The sequence below is a fragment of the Acinetobacter sp. BIGb0102 genome (genome assembly GCF_003815055.1).
GTDB lineage: Bacteria > Pseudomonadota > Gammaproteobacteria > Pseudomonadales > Moraxellaceae > Acinetobacter > Acinetobacter vivianii.
On record NZ_RKQE01000002.1, the window covers coordinates 16,322 to 35,671 of the forward strand.

At 40.9% G+C, this 19,350-nt stretch carries 21 protein-coding genes; 6 read left to right on the forward strand and 15 right to left on the reverse strand.

Features of this window, described 5'->3' with window-relative positions:
- The 4 genes from proC to ppx are packed head-to-tail and all read right to left on the reverse strand — an operon-like array spanning position 1 to position 4,539.
- Entirely contained in the window at positions 1 to 840 is an 840-nt protein-coding gene (gene proC / locus EC846_RS00830) for a pyrroline-5-carboxylate reductase (protein ID WP_047431766.1), read from the reverse strand.
- Between the two features lie 15 nt (positions 841 to 855).
- The gene (tilS, locus tag EC846_RS00835) at positions 856 to 2,109 is read right to left on the reverse strand and encodes a tRNA lysidine(34) synthetase TilS (RefSeq protein ID WP_416332305.1); all 1,254 of its coding nucleotides are present in this window, start codon (positions 2,107 to 2,109) and stop codon (positions 856 to 858) included.
- 56 nt (positions 2,110 to 2,165) lie between these two features.
- Positions 2,166 to 2,990 carry an acetyl-CoA carboxylase carboxyltransferase subunit alpha gene (locus tag EC846_RS00840; protein ID WP_004774730.1) on the reverse strand — a complete coding sequence of 275 codons (825 nt, stop codon included), beginning with the start codon at positions 2,988 to 2,990 and terminating at the stop codon, positions 2,166 to 2,168.
- A gap of 28 nt (positions 2,991 to 3,018) precedes the next feature.
- The gene (gene ppx / locus EC846_RS00845; protein WP_004774727.1) at positions 3,019 to 4,539 is read right to left on the reverse strand and encodes an exopolyphosphatase; all 1,521 of its coding nucleotides are present in this window, start codon (positions 4,537 to 4,539) and stop codon (positions 3,019 to 3,021) included.
- A gap of 273 nt (positions 4,540 to 4,812) precedes the next feature.
- Between ppx and trxA the strand changes: the two genes are divergently transcribed.
- The 3 genes from trxA to EC846_RS00860 all read left to right on the forward strand — a co-directional run bounded on the left by trxA (position 4,813) and on the right by EC846_RS00860 (position 7,365).
- Positions 4,813 to 5,139, forward strand: coding sequence for a thioredoxin (trxA, locus tag EC846_RS00850; RefSeq protein ID WP_004774726.1), 327 nt, complete (start codon positions 4,813 to 4,815; stop codon positions 5,137 to 5,139).
- Positions 5,140 to 5,468: 329 nt separating this feature from the next.
- Complete coding sequence (gene rho / locus EC846_RS00855) at positions 5,469 to 6,737, forward strand: transcription termination factor Rho (protein ID WP_004664227.1); 1,269 nt, start codon at positions 5,469 to 5,471, stop codon at positions 6,735 to 6,737.
- A gap of 388 nt (positions 6,738 to 7,125) precedes the next feature.
- Positions 7,126 to 7,365 (forward strand): hypothetical protein, encoded by a 240-nt coding sequence (locus EC846_RS00860; protein WP_123773797.1) that lies wholly within the window; start codon positions 7,126 to 7,128, stop codon positions 7,363 to 7,365.
- 100 nt (positions 7,366 to 7,465) lie between these two features.
- On the opposite strand, the gene EC846_RS00865 is transcribed toward EC846_RS00860, so the two are convergent.
- The 3 genes from EC846_RS00865 to pheS form a co-directional block, all read right to left on the reverse strand.
- Complete coding sequence (locus tag EC846_RS00865) at positions 7,466 to 7,762, reverse strand: integration host factor subunit alpha (RefSeq protein WP_123773798.1); 297 nt, start codon at positions 7,760 to 7,762, stop codon at positions 7,466 to 7,468.
- Positions 7,759 to 10,140 carry a phenylalanine--tRNA ligase subunit beta gene (pheT, locus tag EC846_RS00870; protein ID WP_123773799.1) on the reverse strand — a complete coding sequence of 794 codons (2,382 nt, stop codon included), beginning with the start codon at positions 10,138 to 10,140 and terminating at the stop codon, positions 7,759 to 7,761. Before pheT ends, EC846_RS00865 begins: the two co-directional genes overlap by 4 nt.
- Positions 10,141 to 10,214: 74 nt before the next feature.
- A complete protein-coding gene (gene pheS, locus EC846_RS00875) occupies positions 10,215 to 11,195 on the reverse strand; it encodes a phenylalanine--tRNA ligase subunit alpha (protein WP_005255074.1) in 981 nt (326 codons plus the stop codon).
- Between the two features lie 497 nt (positions 11,196 to 11,692).
- Between pheS and EC846_RS00880 the strand changes: the two genes are divergently transcribed.
- A complete protein-coding gene (locus EC846_RS00880) occupies positions 11,693 to 12,697 on the forward strand; it encodes a hypothetical protein (protein ID WP_123773800.1) in 1,005 nt (334 codons plus the stop codon).
- A gap of 53 nt (positions 12,698 to 12,750) precedes the next feature.
- On the opposite strand, the gene EC846_RS00885 is transcribed toward EC846_RS00880, so the two are convergent.
- Positions 12,751 to 12,948, reverse strand: a complete 198-nt coding sequence (locus EC846_RS00885) for a hypothetical protein (protein WP_004774718.1) — start codon at positions 12,946 to 12,948, stop codon at positions 12,751 to 12,753.
- 105 nt (positions 12,949 to 13,053) lie between these two features.
- A complete protein-coding gene (locus EC846_RS00890; RefSeq protein ID WP_123773801.1) occupies positions 13,054 to 13,431 on the reverse strand; it encodes a hypothetical protein in 378 nt (125 codons plus the stop codon).
- Positions 13,432 to 13,502: 71 nt separating this feature from the next.
- Between EC846_RS00890 and EC846_RS00895 the strand changes: the two genes are divergently transcribed.
- The gene (locus tag EC846_RS00895) at positions 13,503 to 14,630 is read left to right on the forward strand and encodes a hypothetical protein (protein WP_123773802.1); all 1,128 of its coding nucleotides are present in this window, start codon (positions 13,503 to 13,505) and stop codon (positions 14,628 to 14,630) included.
- 61 nt (positions 14,631 to 14,691) lie between these two features.
- On the opposite strand, the gene rplT is transcribed toward EC846_RS00895, so the two are convergent.
- Together rplT and rpmI are read right to left on the reverse strand one after the other, a co-directional pair.
- On the reverse strand, positions 14,692 to 15,051 hold the full coding sequence (gene rplT / locus EC846_RS00900; RefSeq protein ID WP_004655655.1) for a 50S ribosomal protein L20: 360 nt from the start codon (positions 15,049 to 15,051) through the stop codon (positions 14,692 to 14,694).
- An 11-nt stretch (positions 15,052 to 15,062) separates the two neighbouring features.
- Positions 15,063 to 15,257 (reverse strand): 50S ribosomal protein L35, encoded by a 195-nt coding sequence (gene rpmI, locus EC846_RS00905; RefSeq protein ID WP_004637967.1) that lies wholly within the window; start codon positions 15,255 to 15,257, stop codon positions 15,063 to 15,065.
- Positions 15,258 to 15,493: 236 nt separating this feature from the next.
- Between rpmI and EC846_RS00910 the strand changes: the two genes are divergently transcribed.
- Positions 15,494 to 16,747: an MFS transporter gene (locus tag EC846_RS00910; protein WP_123773803.1), complete on the forward strand. Its 1,254-nt coding sequence runs from the start codon at positions 15,494 to 15,496 to the stop codon at positions 16,745 to 16,747.
- Between the two features lie 34 nt (positions 16,748 to 16,781).
- Here EC846_RS00910 and EC846_RS00915 read toward each other — a convergent pair whose 3' ends face one another.
- From EC846_RS00915 to EC846_RS00930, 4 genes are all read right to left on the reverse strand, one after another.
- Positions 16,782 to 17,207, reverse strand: coding sequence for a YqaA family protein (locus EC846_RS00915; RefSeq protein WP_004774708.1), 426 nt, complete (start codon positions 17,205 to 17,207; stop codon positions 16,782 to 16,784).
- 63 nt (positions 17,208 to 17,270) lie between these two features.
- The gene (locus tag EC846_RS00920; RefSeq protein WP_123773857.1) at positions 17,271 to 18,122 is read right to left on the reverse strand and encodes an arylamine N-acetyltransferase family protein; all 852 of its coding nucleotides are present in this window, start codon (positions 18,120 to 18,122) and stop codon (positions 17,271 to 17,273) included.
- A 150-nt stretch (positions 18,123 to 18,272) separates the two neighbouring features.
- Positions 18,273 to 18,893, reverse strand: coding sequence for a glutathione S-transferase N-terminal domain-containing protein (locus EC846_RS00925; RefSeq protein WP_123773804.1), 621 nt, complete (start codon positions 18,891 to 18,893; stop codon positions 18,273 to 18,275).
- 126 nt (positions 18,894 to 19,019) lie between these two features.
- The gene (locus tag EC846_RS00930) at positions 19,020 to 19,340 is read right to left on the reverse strand and encodes a hypothetical protein (RefSeq protein WP_047431736.1); all 321 of its coding nucleotides are present in this window, start codon (positions 19,338 to 19,340) and stop codon (positions 19,020 to 19,022) included.
- Between the last annotated feature and the right edge of the window lie 10 nt (positions 19,341 to 19,350).

Sequence of the window (19,350 nt, forward strand, 5' to 3'; positions counted from 1 at the left end):
TTAAACCGATTTAGTCTTGTCACTCAGCTCTTGCGCAAGCTCTTGGCTACGCTTCTGAGCTGCTGCAAGCGCTGCTTGAATATTTTGTGAAATCTGCGCACGATCAAACACCTCTAAAGCTGCTTGTGTGGTGCCATTTGGAGAGGTCACATTTTTACGTAATTCTGCTGGAGAATTTGAGCTGGTAATTGCCATTTGCGCCGCACCTAATGCAGTTTGCAAGGTCAATGCAGTTGCAACTTTTTCATCCAACCCCAAGTTTTTACCTGCACGAATCATACTTTCCATCAAATAGAAGAAATATGCAGGACCAGAGCCCGATACTGCAGTTACTGCATCAATTTGTGCTTCATTTTCTACCCAGATGGTTAAACCTGTCGCTGCAAGAATCTGACTGGTTAATTCACGGTCTTGTGCATCAACAGCTTCAGAGGCATAAATACCATGCGCACCTGTTTGAACCAAGGCTGGCGTATTTGGCATAACACGAACAATACGCTGACTGCCACCAATCAAATCTGAAATGGTCTGAATCTCAGCGCCCGCAATAATCGAGATCACAAGTTTATCTGACAACAAACCATTTAATGGTTGTAATACCGTTGCCAATACTTGTGGTTTTACTGCCAATACGACGACATCTGCATTTTTGATTGCTTCCACATTATCTGTGGTGGTCTGAATCCCTTTTTCTTCTAATACGTGACGAATTTGCTCTACCGGATCAGAAACAGTAATACGTGTCGTAGGTAATCCACGAGACAATAAACCGCCAATCAAGGCTTGCGCCATATTACCGCCGCCAATAAAACAAATATTTTTATTCAATGCTGTCGCCATGTCCTACTCGTCATATCAAAAAGACTGCTGAAAAGTACAGTCAGAAATTAAACTTGGTTGCCAACCACCCTGCTCTAAATACTCAGATTGCGCCAACCAAAAACCTTTTGGGCTAAAAACCCCAAGCATAACATTATCCACGACTAATATTTGAATTGTATGACGTAACCAAGGCAAAATCTGTGCTTCTTGAATGGCTTTTTTGAGAGGCCAATGTCCAACACGACCATAAAGATGAATTTTTTCTCCACCCTGACGTTTGAGTAACTTCAACTCACGCCCTAATAGCTGTGCAGAAAGGCCCATGGCTTGCGATTCAATCTTAAATTGCCCAGCTGCAACCTGAACGACCTGTCCTATTTCGTACTGTTGAGAAATAATATTCGGAAAGCTTGTTTGCTGTTCCGCATACAATTCATCATGGCTTAAACGGTATATTTTTTTCTGATAACGCGCATAGTAATACTGATAAATATGCAAACTTGCCTGCGCATCAGGTTTTGACCAAATGACTTCATTCTGTAGGCGCTGCACCATATCGTAACTTGGCCGATATTGGTCTTTACCTTTAATCCAGGCGGATAACAGTTGTCGTTGCCGTGCAGTTGAAAGCCCAGCCAATTTCGTTAAATCCAGCTCGCGATCCGTTGCACAATGCTGCCAGTCCTGTTTCAACACATCATTTAAGATTTCCGCTGCATCTTGCATCAAATAACTGCTTCGTGCCACAGCCGACTGCATTTTAGGGAAACGGTTTTCTAGCAGCGGCCATAATTGTTCACGGCACCATGCCCGATCATAATGTGTATCGTGATTGGTCAGATCGGTGACATAGTTCAAAGCCAGTTGTTGTGACCACTGTTCAATCTGTTCCCGACTCAAATCTAAAAATGGTCGCCAGATGGTCATATCCTCTCGGATATCAAGCTGTTGCATGGCAGCGAGTCCATTGACTCCCGCCCCAGAAAATAGACGCAATAAGAACGTTTCAGCCTGATCTTGCTGATGATGTGCTAAGACAAGAATTTCATTGGATTGTAAGTGTTGCTGATAAGCATGATAACGGGCTTGTCGCGCTTGCTGCTCCAGATTGCCAGTTTCAACAGTGACTTTTTGCAGAATAACAGGAATATTGAGTGCTTCAGCTTGCTGTTGGACGAACAATCCCCAGCCAGCACTCAGCGTTTGCAGTTGGTGATCGACATAAATGGTACGAATTCGATTTGGGAAAAGTTCAGACATCAGATACAGCAACAGCATGGAATCCATGCCGCCGCTACACCCAATCAAGAATTGAGTTTGTTCAGAAAAATGCTGTGTTTGTCCTAAGACGCGATGCCTAAATTGCTGCTGCCAAACTTCATTAAACGTTGATAACGTGCGTCGCATCGTTCTTGGGCATCCATCGGTTGCAATTCATCTAAAGCTTGCTTTAACACATCTTTTAAATCATGCATGACTTTTTCAGGTTGCAAATGCGCACCTTCACCTTCATCCACGACATATTCAACGATGCCTAAAGCTTGGAGTTTATCGGCAGTTAATGCCAGCGCTTCACTTGCTTGTGCTGCTTTTTCTGCGGTTTTCCATAAAATAGAAGCACAGCCTTCAGGTGAAATCACTGAATAGATACTATGCGAGAGCATAATCACACGATCTGCTACACCAATACCTAAAGCACCACCAGAACCACCTTCACCAAGTACAGTCGCAATCACAGGAACCTTCAAACTTGAAAGTTGCGCCAAGCTGGTTGCAATCGCTTCAGCCTGACCACGCTCTTCTGCACCTACACCTGGGTAAGCCCCCATAGTATCAACAAACGTAAATACTGGTAAATTGAAGCGCTCAGCCATATCCAGTAAGCGCTGTGATTTACGATAACCTTCTGGGTTACACATCCCAAAGTTATGCTGTAACTTTTCACGGGTACTGCGGCCACGGTGCTGACCGACAACCATCACAGGTTGCCCATCAAAACGTGCCAGACCACCAATCATGGCACCGTCATCACCAAATAAACGGTCACCATGAAGTGCATCAAATTCAGTAAAGATTTCACTGACATAATCTAGAAATTGCGGACGTTCAGGATGTCGTGCAATTTGAACCGTAGCCCAAGCCTTGGACTGAGTCGCTTTATTTTTCATAAGTCAAGAATGATCCATAATAATATGGTTAATCAACAAATTTGTCTGACTGAATATTTAACTCAATGTCCCAATGCTTAAACTGCAATTGTTCATCATGCAGGTCAGCAACTAATAAAGGCCATTGTTTAGCATCGCCAGATACGCTTAGTTGCCATTGTTGATCATTTACAACACTGAGTTCAATGGCAGGAAGCATCTGATCACTACGACTATGGTTCAGCAAAACAGCCAGACGAAGCAATAAACAAAGATAAAGTAAATGGCTACCACCGACCTTTAAAACGTCATTTTTTGCATCTGCACGCAACTTGCGACGGTGATGTGAAACCAGATGAGACAAATGGTTTTGATCAATTTGTGAGAAACCAGGAATATCCGAATGCTGCAATAAATACGCACCATGACGATGATAACCAGCATGACTAATCGCCAGACCAATTTCATGTAAATAAGCTGCACGACGCAGTAAGTCACTGTCTTCAGTGGTTAAATTCAGACTTTCAGCCACTCCGTCAAACAATTGCTGAGCAGTGCTGACCACACGTTCTGCCTGTTTCGGATCCGCATTGTAGCGCCCCATTAAGGCTTGCACACTACGGTCACGAATATCTTCATGCTTAAAACGACCAAGCAAGTCATACATCACGCCTTCACGTAACGCACCATCAGAATATGCCAATTTATCGATATCTAAAACTTCAAAAATGGCAAATAAAATCGCAACGCCAGCTGGCAAAACTGCTCGACGGTCTTCACGTAGACCTTCAAAATCAATTTCAGAGATATGTTTAAATTTAAGTAAACGATCTTTTAACTTATATAAGCCATCACGGGTCAGATTTTCCTGTTCATCACTTAAGCCAAGATTGACCGCAATCTGACGACAGGCTTTGATGGTTCCACTTGAACCGACAACGGTATCCCAACCCACTGATTTATAGGTATTGGCAATACCTGACATTTCTTTACGGGCTGCTACTACAGCTTTATCAAATGCTTTGCTGGTAATCTCACCATCAGAGAAAAAAGTTTTGCTATAAGCCACACAACCCATCTGTAAAGATTCGGTATGCAACGGCTCAAACTCTTCACCAATAATAAATTCTGTTGATCCACCACCAATATCAACGACTAGACGACGACCGCCATTGGCCATGGTATGGGAAACACCCAAGTAAATCAGGCGTGCTTCTTCACGACCTGCAATAATTTCAATCGGTTTTGGTAAAATTTCTGCAGCTTTCTGAATAAATTCGTGACCATTTTTCGCTTGTCTTAATGCGTTGGTCGCCACAATTCTTAAACGATTCGGTTGTACCGAACTTAAACGTCCCACAAAACGGGCTAAACAAGCCAGTCCGCGCTGTTGTGCTGCTTCTGTTAAATTCTTATTTTCATCAAGCCCAGCTGCTAACTGTACTTTTTCTGACATTGAAGCGACTTTCTTAACCTCACCGTGATCAACACGTGCAATTGCAAGATGGAAACTGTTCGATCCCATATCAATCGCAGCAAGTAACTCTTCATCAATCAGAAAATCAGACATTATTCATATAAACCCATGCTCAATTCACGCATTAGAGTAATTCACATGCTTACAATTTTAAAGTCATTTTAATCAATAAAAGTTACCTATTTCTGCTTTTAATGCATAAATCATTGTAGAAGTCGATGATCAACATCGTGAGCATCCATTAGACTTTTCATTTTCAAACTTGAATAATCGGAACAAACCCTTACATTGAGTAAAGTAGCAATGTAATATTCATCGTGATGATGAACTAATTCGCACTTTATTTCTTAAATTTGGAGCAACCTTATGTCTGCGACTATTGTTAATACAACTGATGAAAACTTCCAAGCAGATGTTTTAGATGCTGAAACGCCTGTACTTGTTGACTTCTGGGCTGGCTGGTGTGCGCCATGTAAAGCAATTGCACCTGTACTTGAAGAACTTTCAAACGAATACGCAGGTAAAGTTAAAATCGTTAAAGTTGACGTTACTTCATGCGAAGACACTGCTGTGAAATACAACATCCGTAATATTCCAGCATTATTGATGTTTAAAGATGGTGAAGTTGTTGCTCAACAAGTTGGTGCAGCGCCACGTTCAAAACTTGCAGCATTTATTGACCAAAACATCTAATACGACTGTTGAATTGTCAGTGCTAGAAATACGCTATTAAATGAATAGTGTATTTCTAGTTAAAAATTGACAAATCCCCTGATTTCATCTATATTTCTGGATCAAGAAGCTTTGAATGGAATCTACTTCATTGCGCTTCTTACAAGACACAAAACATAAGATCGCCGCTCGGCAATAAACAATTGTTTTCACATTTCTCTCTGAAACAATGAACCAGACTACTGAATTGTGGTTGTGTAAATACAATTACATCAGCATGTATGTATGCGGTCGATTTTTATTCTTTCCCTAACGTAGTCCTCCACTTATTCCATTCTGTCTGACCACTTATGAACTTAACTGAACTCAAGAAAAAACCCATTGGCGAACTCATTAAAATTGCGGAGTTTATGGGCCTTGAAGGCATGGCACGTAACCGTAAACAAGATATTATTTTTGCCATTTTAAAGCGCCATGCCATGAATGGCGAAGAAATTTTTGGTGATGGTGTTCTCGAAATTCTTTCTGATGGTTTTGGCTTCCTACGCTCTGCGGCTGGTTCATATTTAGCTGGACCAGATGATATCTATGTCAGTCCATCACAGATTCGCCGTTTTAACTTACGTACGGGTGACACCATTACAGGTACAATTCGTCCACCTAAAGAAGGTGAGCGTTATTTTGCCCTATTAAAAGTTAACCAAATTAACTACGACACCCCAGAAAACTCACGTAATAAAATTTTATTTGAAAACTTAACCCCACTCTTCCCGACAGAACAGCTGATTATGGAACTCGGGAATGGTACAACTGAAGATTTAACAGCACGTGTTGTTGATCTTGTTGCACCGATTGGTAAAGGTCAACGTTCAATCATTGTTGCACCGCCGAAAGCGGGTAAAACAATGTTATTGCAAAATATCGCGCAATCCATTGTCCGCAATAACCCTGAAGTGTTCCTGATCGTCCTTCTTATTGACGAACGTCCGGAAGAAGTAACCGAGATGGAACGTACTGTTCGTGGTGAAGTTGTTGCATCAACATTTGATGAAGCACCTGCCCGTCATGTTCAAGTGGCTGAAATGGTCATTGAAAAGGCGAAGCGTCTTGTTGAGCACAAAAAAGATGTCGTGATTCTGCTGGATTCGATTACCCGTCTTGCACGTGCTTACAACACTGTCATTCCTTCATCAGGTAAAGTATTGACAGGTGGTGTGGATGCGCATGCTTTAGAACGTCCAAAACGTTTCTTCGGTGCAGCACGTAATATTGAAGAAGGTGGTTCACTCACCATTATCTCAACTGCTTTGATTGAAACAGGCAGTAAGATGGATGACGTGATCTACGAAGAATTCAAAGGTACAGGTAACCAAGAGATTACTCTTGATCGTCGTATCGCCGAGAAACGTGTATTCCCGGCAATGAATATCAAGAAATCGGGTACTCGCCGCGAAGAACGCCTCATGAGCGAAGAAAATCTACGTAAAGTCTGGATTCTTCGTAAGCTTCTTCATCCAATGGATGAGCTTGCGGCAATGGAGTTCTTATTGGATCGCATGAAAGAAACCAAAACCAATGATGATTTCTTTGATCAAATGAAAAGAAAGGCATCGACCTAAAGTCGGATAAAAAAGCTACCTTAATGGTAGCTTTTTTTATTTGGTTGACATACTTACATAATATTTACATTTTTTTAAAAAAGTTACCAAAAACACTATTTCGTTGATTTATTTATATATTTATAAAATAACTTATTTAATTTCCGCAACTTACCGATTTAGATTTTATAATCTATAGTTATTTTCTATCAAAAAACAGCCGAATTTTGCCCATTTTTGTCGTTTTGTTGGGCAGAACAGTAGTAATTCACGAATTGCTTTGATACGATAGCGTCAGACCAGTTAGGCTGCTCCCTGCGTTGTTACCTAAAGCGTTTAGGAATAATAAAAGCACAAACAGACTAACTTAAGGTTTTTTTTAATCTCACAATTTTATGAGAGTGATGCCATGTTATTCAAAAAATTCGCTGTTGTTGCTGCTATTGCTACTACTTTAGCTTTCGTTGGTTGCTCTAAGAAAGAAGAAGCGCCAGCTGCTGACGCTAACGCTGCTGCTTCTGAAGCTGTAGCTGCTGCATCTGAAGCTACTACTGCTGCTTCTGAAGCTACTGTTGCTGCCGCTGCTGCTGCTTCTGCTCCAGTTGCTGCTGCTTCTGAAGTTGCTGCACCAGCTTCTGCTGCTAAATAATCTAGTTTTTAGATTATCGAAAAAAGAGAACCTTTCGGTTCTCTTTTTTTATGCCTTAAATATTTAGAATTCAATCAAAATAAAATATAAAAAAAGCAGATCAATCGATCTGCTCATTTCCAACACGCTGTCTAAATTTCTGACCCGCTCGGAACGTTACCACGCGACGGGCAGAGATTGGAATCTCTTCACCTGTCTTAGGATTACGTCCTGGACGTTCACGTTTGTCACGCAACTCAAAATTACCGAACCCAGAAAGTTTGACTTGCTCACCCGCAACCAGTGCTTGGCTGATTTCGTCAAAAAACAACTCGACCATTTGTTTTGCTTCGCGGCGATTTAAGCTAGTAAGCTCACTTAAATGGTCCGCCATATCTGCTTTTGTTAATGCTGTCATGAGGCCCTCAATGTCGCTTGGTAAGTGTCTTCCAACACTTGAATAATGTTATCCATACCAGATTTAATTTCAGCATCTTCAAGCGTACGAGTTGGATGTTGCCATAACACTGCAAAAGCGAGAGAGCGTTTGCCTTGTTCAACTCCTTGCCCCGTATACACATCGAACAACCATGTCGAGTCGAGTAACTCTCCACCAGTTTGCTCAATTAACCGCTGAATATCTCTTACCTCAATATTATCAGAGATTAAAAGCGCAATATCACGTCTAACTGATGGAAAACGTGATAATTCTGTAAAATTAGATACATAAGATTGCAAAACAGCCTGCTGATCCAGCTCTGCGACCCAAGTTGTGCCCAAATCTAGTTCATTTTCCAAAGATGGATGTAAACGACCGAGATAACCAATCGACTGTCCATCTACCAAAATTTCCGCAGATTGACCTGGATGTAACCATGCACGTTCAGTACGAACAAACTCAACAGCAATACGACCTGCTGCCAGAATCTCTTCAACCTCACCTTTAAAGTCAAAGAAATCCATAGCCTGAGGTTTTGCATGCCAAGATTCAGGTGTACGTGAACCGACAGCAATCAATGCCAGCGTTGGGATCTGTTTAAGGTCATGAATACTTTGTGCATTCTGATAATCAAAACGTAAACCGAGTTCAAAGAAACGTACACGTTGCTGTTGACGGTTTAAGTTGTACTGTACACAAGGAATCAAGCTTGATAACAAGGTACTACGCATCGCAGCCAAGTCACTTGAAATTGGATTCGCCAACATCAATGGCTGTACTGCTGGATTCAACTGCTTTTCAAGTTTTGCATCAGCAAAGCTAAAGCTGATGGCTTCTTGATAACCTAATGTTGCAATCGTTTGACGTAATTGTGCAACCTCAAAGCGGTCTTGATATTTTTCTAATTTCACATCAATTTTTGGCAAACTGATTTGAATATTGTCATACCCGTCGATACGTACAACTTCTTCAATCAAATCTTGATAAATCGCCATATCATAACGATGCGAAGGAGGAACAACACTCCACTCGCCTTCAGCGATTGCGGTAACCACACAACCTAGGCGTGTTAATGCATCAGCAATAAAATCACCCGCTACTTGGTATCCAAGTAACTGATCAACTTGCGCCTGTTTCAATACAATCGCTTCACGTTTTGGCAATAAAGTCGTTTGCTCAGCCACTGTGATTGGGCCAAACTCACCACCAGCAAATGCTTGGATCAATTCAGAAGCACGATGCATTGCAATCATTGGCAATTCAAAATCGACGCCACGTTCATAACGTTGAGATGAATCCGTATGTAAACCAAAACGGCGCGCACGGCCAGCAATGGCTAAAGGCGCAAAGAATGCACTTTCAAGGAAAATATCTTGCGTATCATCGGTGACTGATGATGCCAAACCGCCCATGATACCTGCGATGGCTAATGCTTTTTGATCATCAGCAATCACCATCATGTCATCTTGCAACTCAACTTCCTGATCATTAAGCAACACTAATTTTTCTTTAGACTGTGCTTGACGAACGTGAATTGAACCTTCGATTTTCGCCAAATCAAAAGCATGCATAGGTTGACCTAACTCAAGCAATACGTAGTTAGTAATATCAACCAGAATGCTATGCGTACGGATACCTGAACGTGCTAACGCTTGCTCCATCCAGTCTGGTGTCGCTGCTTTGACATTTACATTTTTAACAATACGACCCAAGTAACGTGGTGTACCTTCAGTCGTGATGGTCACTGCTTTTTCATCAGTAATAGTTGCAGGAACAGACTGAATCTCAGGCTCATTCATCATTAACTGATTGATCACTGCAATTTCACGTGCAATACCACGGATACTGAAACAGTCACCGCGGTTTGGCGTAATACTGATATCAATCACGTTGTCATCAAGTTTTAAATATTCACGGATATTGATCCCAACAGGTGCATCAGCGGGTAATTCCAATAAACCGTCAATCTTGTCTTCTAAATCAATTTCAGAAGCGCCGCACAACATGCCATGTGATTCAACACCACGCAGTTTGCCTTTTTTAATTTTAAAATCACCTGGCAATACCGCACCCACGGTTGCAACAGGCGCTTTCATACCAACACGTACATTTGGTGCACCACAAACGATTTGTAATGGCTCACCCGAACCAATATTCACCGTGGTCACACGTAAACGATCCGCATCTGGGTGCTGTTCAACGGTGAGTACTTCACCCACAACCACACCTGTAAATGGTTTCGCCACAGGCGCCAAATCATCAACTTCCAAACCGAGCATGGTTAATTGATCAGACAACGTATCGCTATCAATGGCTGGGTTCACCCACGTGCGTAACCAATTTTCACTAATTTTCATTTTATTAAAAACCTATAAATCTACTTTTGATCCCCTCTCCTTTTAGGAGAGGTTAGGGAGAGGTCCAAATCTGTTTAGGCAAACTGGCGTAAGAAACGCACATCATTTTGATAGAACATACGCAAATCATTGATGCCATAACGCAACATGGCAAAACGCTCTACCCCTAAACCAAAAGCAAAGCCTTTGTATTTATCAGGATCAATACCTGCAGCACGAAGTACATTTGGATGCACCATGCCACAACCTAAAACCTCTAACCAACGACCGCGTTCATCCATGATATCCACTTCGGCACTTGGCTCTGTGAATGGGAAGTAAGACGGACGGAAACGTACTTTCAAATCTTTTTCAAAGAATTCATTGAGCAAGTTAATCAATAACCCTTTTAACTCGGCAAAGCTGGTGTTCTCTGCAACATATAAACCTTCGATCTGATGGAACATCGGTGAGTGTGTTTGATCCGAGTCACAACGATAAACACGGCCTGGGCACACAATACGAATCGGTGGCTGGCTGGTTTCCATAGTACGGATTTGGACACCCGAAGTATGCGTACGCAATAAATGTGTCGCATCAAAATAGAAGGTATCGTGCATGGCACGCGCCGGGTGATGTCCCGGAATATTTAAGGCTTCGAAGTTGTGATAGTCATCTTCAACTTCAGGACCATGCGCAACCTGAAATCCCGCCTTGGTAAAAAATTGGCAAATACGTTCTTGTACTTGAGTAACAGGATGAATACTTCCCATGCGCTGACCGCGACCTGGCAGAGTAATATCAATGGTTTCACTTGCCAGTTTCTTCGCAAGTTCAGCTTGTTGTAATGACTGTTGACGCTCGGTCAAAGCTGCATTGATTGCTTCACGAACAGCATGGATGGCAGCACCTTGTACTTTTCGTTCTTCAGGATCCATTTTTCCAAGTGCTTTCGACTGCTCTGCAAGCTGGCTTTTTTTCCCTGTAAATTGCACACGTACTTGATCGAGTGCAGCAAGGTCTTGAGCCGCTGCAATGGCAGCAAGCGCTTCAGTGGTCAGGGCTTCCAGTGACATAGTAACTCTCAAAGCAACAAAATATAGAAATATAAGAAAACGCTATAGTTTATCAGCTTTTTACCCATTTTATGAAGCAAAACCCAGCTTTAAATCATCTAGTTTTTCTGCATAAACTTAGGAATAAAACAATAGCAGAATGAAAGAGATCCATTATTTTTTTGAAAAAAATGATCAATAATTGAATAAAATGGATAAGATACTAGGGTCTATTGACATTTCAACCATGCATTGCGTTATCGGCTAAAACGACATAAACAAGGCATGAAACGCAGACAATGGCAAACCCCTTGCCAAGTTTCATAACACAGTTTAGGGAAGTTTTAGCCATAACCCTATGGGACAGGGACATTTTTTGCAGCTACTGCGTTATGTCTTATTTATTTAGAATGACTAAATTACATAAGACAGGCCTTGTAGCATCAAAAAAATGTCCGCTGTCGCAAGCATCTGTGAAATATCAATAAACCCTAATTCGTCAATGAGAAATAACAACGATGGCGCTTGATCAAATCTGGAAACAGCAGCTTACCCTTGTCACCTATGGCAATGAATACCTTGCGGGAAATCTTAATTTTAGTCGCTGGATCGAACATCCAGTTTTTGATCAGAATCGTCTAATCTTCAGAGATTTACTTTCGCAGCATCTACTGGCTCAACATTTCCAGATCTGGCTTGAAGGCTTAAAAAAACAAGGCGTAAAAAAACTGAGTCTACATTTGTCCAGCGTACTCAATGATGAGCAGAATCCGAATGCCAATGTTGAACTGCTTCCCTTTGCACATTTTATCGTAAGCCATCAAGCCAACAAAAAAACAGCTTGGATCTGTGGACACGAGCTTGCCGAATGGGACAATAGCGATAGTGAATTTCAAGCGCCCGTTTCTCAACAATCGGTTCTACGTCAAGAAGATCTTTGGCGTTACGAGTTAAATGATAAATTCGCCAAGAAAATCGATGCCGATCTAAAAAAAGTGAATTGGAATGAAGTTGCTATTTTTCTAGAAAGAGAACTGTTTGACAGCAAATATGCGGACAACTTTATAGAACCTGAACAGCAGGATTTTCCTTTCTATGGTTATGAAGTCGATCCAGACGGCCTCTCCAGTCAGCAACTGGCCCTGATCCCAACCGACTATCTAGCTGACTGTGCACACCGCTTATTACACCGCACCCAAGCATTAGTGAATCATTTAGAACAGCAAAAGAAGCACCCTTACACTGCGACCGGCGAATTACTTAGTCCTGAGGAGCAGATTAACCTACGTAACTTTTTGCAAAAAGCGGATGACCTATTTGCCAAGCTGATCGTGAAAACCGCCAATCATTACCAAACGGCGCAACTAACGGCAGAGGAACCAGAAATCATTGATCGAACCATGGAAATTCCACAACAACGTAACCCAACCCAACAGCACCACAAAGTTGGCGCTTCAGGTGTGATTAAATTAATTCTCCTCACCATTATCATCTGTGTTTGTGCATATTATTTTGGTTTATAACAACGGGCTAAATAAAAAAACCTAGATCACTTCATCTAGGTTTTCTGTTTAATCTAAAAAGTCGGCCTGATTTTGATAATGATTTTATGACCACCATCATGCTGATTGACAATGTGATGGATATTTTCAATTTCACCCTCCACTTCCGCATCGGGGCCATAAAAGATCCGAATGGTTTCGCCCTTTCTTGGCAAGATACTTAATTCTGTTTCAATCGCGCCTTGTTCTAAACCTTCTACACTCACTCGCATATTTTTATCCCAATCTTGTTTTCTTTACTGTAAAAAGATTCAGGAAGAAAAGTCTATTGCAACATGTTTGGGTTATGTAATCTCTAATTAAATCAAAAGGTTGGTTTATTCATGATAATCCAGTTCATCTTCATCCACATTGATAAAATCTGGTTCAGGCGTTTGTGCGAATTGCACAGCAAGAATATCGCCATGTCCCAATAAACTTGCTTTGGCAACACGATGCATACCGTCCATCACCCGACCTTCCGCACACAAAATAATGGGATAACTCAGATCAGCAGCTTCAACCAATTGAAAATGTTCAATGATTTGCTGTGTCGTCGGAGATTGATTTGGGAACCAATAAGCTTCGTTGAGTTCTCGAATATCAGCAAGTTCCACTTTCTTAATCACAAAAGTTTTGGTTAGCTCAACCAGATGATGTACATCCCAGATATGAGTATCTTGACCCACTTGTCTAAAGTGATATTGTCTGCGCACGTTTAATCCATAGATAATTTCAGCTATGATTATCAACTTAACTTCTCATCAATAATAGTATTTATAAAACCATGACCGAGAATTACTGGAAGTTTATATTAGGTTTACAACATAATGCTCAGCGCTTTTTTGACCATAAAATTGCTGAATATAAGATCGAACATAAATGGTGCGATATAACTCATGACCTATTTCTGGTACGTGATTTAGAAACCAATGAATTACTCTATGATTCCATTTCACACTTAATTGCCGATCTCAGAGATCAACAAATTCAGCGTTGCCAGCTCATTCCCTCAGACCTACTCTTTCCTGAGTTTACCCAGCATTTTAAACAATTTGTTTTTGATACAAGCAATTATCCTGTAGCCGTCTTCTTGGGAAGAGATCAAAATTTTGCTTTAGTTAAAGTACATGCAGAAAAAGTAAAGAAGTTCTCGACTTCTACAGATCCTCGTGAATTTAGTGGTTTTACATCCTCTCAAAACTATAATAAATATCTATTATTTACTCTCATCAGATTAGATCAAAAACAATTAAAAATTGTTAATGAGTTTAAGAAAAGTCCGAATTGGAAAAACTTACATGAGGATTTTCAAAGTAGATTTTTAGATAGCCCATTTAATTTTAAACAAGATAAAAGTCTACTATTAACCAATAACTTATTTTTAAAAAATGAAATAACCGATTATCCTCTTCTTGATGAGCCGAGTCCTGAATTCAATCTGGCATTTTCTTGGATAAATAAACTCGGTGACTTACAAGACCAAATTGGAACTGAAGTGGCAATGGCACTAGCGTCAAGATCATTTCATGCTGATATTATTGATCAAAATTCTATAAAAATAGATCTTTTCCAAGAGGATTTAAACAATGCATTCATCAGCCTAGTTTCACATAGTGCAAATAGCTATGAGAAAGCATATGTGAATGAAGATTTTTCCTATATTCCACCACACGCACTACAACATGCATCCCAAATTAATAGTGAAACGAATAATGAACTAAACAGTGATAGCTCTACAGAAGAAAAACCAACATCTGTTACGGCCTCGACACTTTATCTTATCTTCTTTTTAGCGGTTGTCATTGGGCTACTCTACGGGGTGTTCTGGTTGGTTAACCATTATGAATTTGCCAAATTTATGGTGATCACCGCTGGCGTTATTATTTTCTTGATGATGTGGTCTAAAAAGTAAAAGTGAATGTTCTAAAAATAAAAAAGACCGCTAAAAAGCGGCCTTCTTTGAATCTCTAAGCTTATGCAGCTAATGCGCCTTTAGCTTTTTCAGCTAAAGCAGCAAATGCAATTGCATCATGCATAGCGATGTCAGCTAATACGCGACGGTCGATGATCACTTGAGCTTTTTTCAAGCCATCGATCATACGGCTGTATGATAAACCGTTTTGACGAGCACCAGCATTGATACGCGCAATCCATAAAGCACGGAATTGACGTTTCTTTTGACGGCGGTCACGGTATGCGTATTGACCAGCTTTGATTACCGCTTGGAACGCTACGCGATAAACGCGTGAACGAGCACCATAGTAACCTTTAGCGCGAGCAAGAATTTTTTTGTGACGACGATGAGCCACTACACCACGTTTTACACGAGCCATTTATAATCTCCTTAGATGTATGGGCACATAGCACGAACTGATGCAACGTCACTTACGTGAACCATTACACAACCGCGCAATTGACGGATACGCTTAGCAGATTTTTTGGTCAAAATGTGGCGCTTGAATGCTTGTTTGCGCTTGAAACCGTTTGCAGTCGCTTTAAAGCGTTTAGCTGCACCACGGCGAGTTTTTAACTTAGCCATAGTAACCTCTTTTGGGCACCTGTTCGGCACGTTCGCACTATTGCAAATCGACCTGCAGGTAAGGAAGGCAGTATGATATAGCATCTATCGCTAAAACAAAAGTAAAATGCTCATTTTTTGATAGAAATAGACGTGTTTTCCCCAAACGTTATTTTCCATAATTAATTCTCAAATTATGAGAAACATACACAAAATCAGCGCCTATAATAGAGTCAAATTCTTAAATACCCATCCATATGAATATACAGAATGATGCTTTTGCTGCCTTGCGGTATCGGGATTTCTCTATCGTGACTGTTAATCAGTTCTGCTTAACACTGGCTATCCTGATTCAGGAAATTATCGTTGCCTATTCACTGTATCAAATTACCCGTGATCCACTCACACTCGGCTTTATCGGGCTGGCAGAGGCGATACCTTTTATTACCTTGTCTTTGTGGGGCGGCTATTTTGCAGATAAGCTGAATAAACAAAGCATCATGAAAGTCTGTTTATTCTTTTCTATTCCATTACCCTTAGTGCTTTGGGGTTTATTCCATTTACATGGCTTAGAAAAAATTGGCACAACAACCCTCTCTTGGGGCATTTATGCGGTCATTTTTGCCTTAGGTACGATTCGAGGCTTTTACAATCCTTCCGCAACATCGCTCAAGCCTTTTTTGATTCCACGAGAACTATATGCCAATGGCGCAACATGGACCACGATTGGCTGGCAAAGTGGTGTCATCATTGGCCCCATGCTCGGTGGATTTATGCTGGCGTTTTTGGGGCGTGAAACCAGTCTCTTTGCAGTATCTGCATTACTGGCCGTTTGCTTCATTTTAATTAATTGTCTAGAGAAGCGAACTTTTCCTAAAATGGAAACCGAAAATGTGCTGCAAAGCCTGACCGATGGATTCCGCTTTATCTGGAAAACCAAGATTGTGTTATGGGCGATTTCACTCGATCTAGTTTCTGTACTGTTTGGTGGTGTAATTGCACTATTGCCGATTTTTGCCGAGGAAATCTTAAAAGTCGGCCCCGAAGGCTTAGGTTATCTACGTGCTGCTCCTTCAATCGGTGCACTGATCACCATGATTGTCCTGACCAAGTTCCCACCCATGCATCATGCTTGGCGTAATATGCTGTTGGCTGTGGCAGGTTTTGGTATTTTTACTATTCTGTTCGCCTTCTCAAACCATATGTGGCTTTCCCTGTTTGCCCTCGCAATGACAGGTGCCTGTGACAGTGTTTCGGTTGTAGTCCGTCAAACCGTGCTGCAAATTTTCCCGCCTGAAAATATGCGTGGCCGAGTGGCTGCGGTAAATGGAATGTTTGTGTCTTCAAGTAATGAATTGGGCGCATTTGAATCAGGTCTGGCAGCCAAATATCTCGGAACTATCACAGCCACCATTTTCGGAGGTTGTATGACTCTTGCCGTGGTGAGTTATTGCTGGTTTAAAACCAGTGACTTATTCAAGGTCGATATTACCAAAGGTTCAGATCAATAGACCTGAGAGGAAGGTTTGCCCCTCCTCTTTATTTTTAAAAGATGCCGAGATATAAAGCATATAAGGTTAAATAACGCCCACCTTTGGCGATTGTGACAATCACTAAAAATCGCCAAAAGTTCTCTTTCATCAAGCCTGCAATCAGGGTAATCGGATCACCAATCACGGGTGTCCAACTCAATAGCAGTGAATAAAAGCCATATTTATGATAAATCTGCTGGGCTTGTTGTAAGCGTTGCTCAGAAACAGGAAACCATTTTTTATCTTTAAAATGTTCAATTTTCAGGCCAAGCCACCAGTTCACACAGGAACCCAAGACATTACCAATGGTCGCAACCAAAATTAGATAAAAAGGATTGGATAAACCTTGTACCAGCAAAGTCATTAATACCGCTTCTGACTGTAAAGGTAATAACGTCGCTGCACCAAAAGCCGAGAGAAATAATAAAAAATAAGACATCAATTTAAAGGGATCACTCAATATCGATCAAAGTATATCAACCTACAGCAATATAACTTGAAATTATTGAGTCCGTGCCAGTTTTTCCCAAGCAGCCTGTAATTGCTCATCACGGATATTCATTTGAAAAACGGTCTTAATGGTGCGTTCAAACTCATCAAAATTGGTTAACTCTTTTTTATTAGATCCACCTTTGCCATGCGTTCTTAAGATCCTGTCTTTTAATGTAATCCGCATTTCGGTATTGGCAGTAGATAACATTAAGTGCTGGGTAAATAAAGATTCCGAAGAAGTCGAAATAAACCAGTTTGCGACCTGTGCATCGGCATGTGCAATCTGTTGCTCTGGATCAATGGCATAGACATTTATCCATTCATTATGGATACAGACCTGCAACATATATTTCATTCCTGTAAGCACCTCACCACTTAAACCACTTTGAGCCACTTCCACAAACCTAAAGGATTCTAATGGGGTTGTTTGAGCCTCACCAATGCGATTCATCGACAAGATAATCGTCGGTGTCATCCCGCCAAAACCAGGATCATATAAAAAGAGTTGCTGATCAATACGAACCAGTGTCACTAAATGACTCATTACAGGGGTGGTTACAGGTGTACCCTGATAATACACTCGTCCCAGCACATTATAAGCATCATATCCTAGTTCATTTAACGCGAGTCTGGTTAAGGTACTATGTTCTAAACAATACCCCCCTTGATCGTTTCTTAATAACTTTTGAGCAAGTTGATCCGATGCTAATGAGACCTCCCTTCCCAAGAAAGAAGAAAAATTGCCAAAAGGAATCGCCTGAACATGAAGGCTTAATAAGGTTTTTAGATGAGCCAAAGTAGGTGAAAAAGCCTCATTAAAACCGATTTTTTCTAAATACTGTGCCGAGATTGCAGGAGTCATCATCTGTTATATATTTTAAATTTACTTGGGATAAGGATTACTCTAATTCAAGAATAAAACAGATACAACAATTCTTATATGACGTAAAAATGCAGCTTCCCAAGAATTCTCAAAATAGAAAGTTCTTGGGAGTAAAAAGTTATTTAGGCCTTATCCCACCTTGATCGACAAGGCTTTCTGTATCGCAGGACGGGCCGTGAGACGTTCAATATAATCTTTTACGTATGGGTAATCTTCAAGCTGGATGCCCTGCCATTCATAACGCAATGCCCATGGCAAGATTGCCATATCTGCAATTGAATATTCGCCTGCCACAAACTTCTGGCCAATCAACTGTTTGTTTAAGACACCATAGAGACGTTTGGTTTCATTGAGATAACGCTCAATGGCATAAGGAATCCGTTCGGCAGCAAATTTATTAAAATGATGATTTTGTCCCAGCATTGGCCCGAAACCACCCATTTGCCACATCAGCCACTGCTCAACCTCAACCCGTTCCTGTTCATCAGTTGGGTAAAACAAACCCGTTTTTCTACCTAAATATTGCAAGATCGCACCCGACTCAAACACTGAAATCGGTTCACCTCTTGGCCCATTCTGATCAACAATCGCAGGAATTTTATTATTAGGAGAGATTCTCAAAAAGTCAGGCTGGAACTGGTCATTTTCAAGAATATTGATGGGAAAAATTTGATACTCAAGTTGCATTTCTTCTAAAGCAATTGTTATTTTATGTCCATTGGGTGTGCCCCAGTAGTATAAGTCAATCATTTATGTTGTCCTATTGATCGTTATCTTGACTGTTGTTGCGTTATAGCACACTTCACCTATATTGATCAGCAAATAGGCACGAAAAGATACAATAACACCATGTTTTTAAACTAAATATCGGGAAAATTATTTGTGCTTTTCCTGAAATTCTCTAGCTTTTTCACCGACAAATTTACGCCCAGCATTTGTGCCATTAATCCACTCTTCTACAGAGAATAAATCAAACATGCCCACCTTAAATAACGTTGGGACAGCTAAGGCTAATTCTTCTTCAACAGCCCCACGCACTCCAGCATTATAAAGATTAATATTGTGAAGCATGGTCGCAACGGTACCTGTTTGTACACGACTGCCATCCTTCAGTTTAACTTGTGGTAGAACCTCTCCTTCTTGCACAACTTTTTGATTAATTTCAGAGAGTTCTTGAGTACCTTTAATTGTAGACATGAATTTTTCC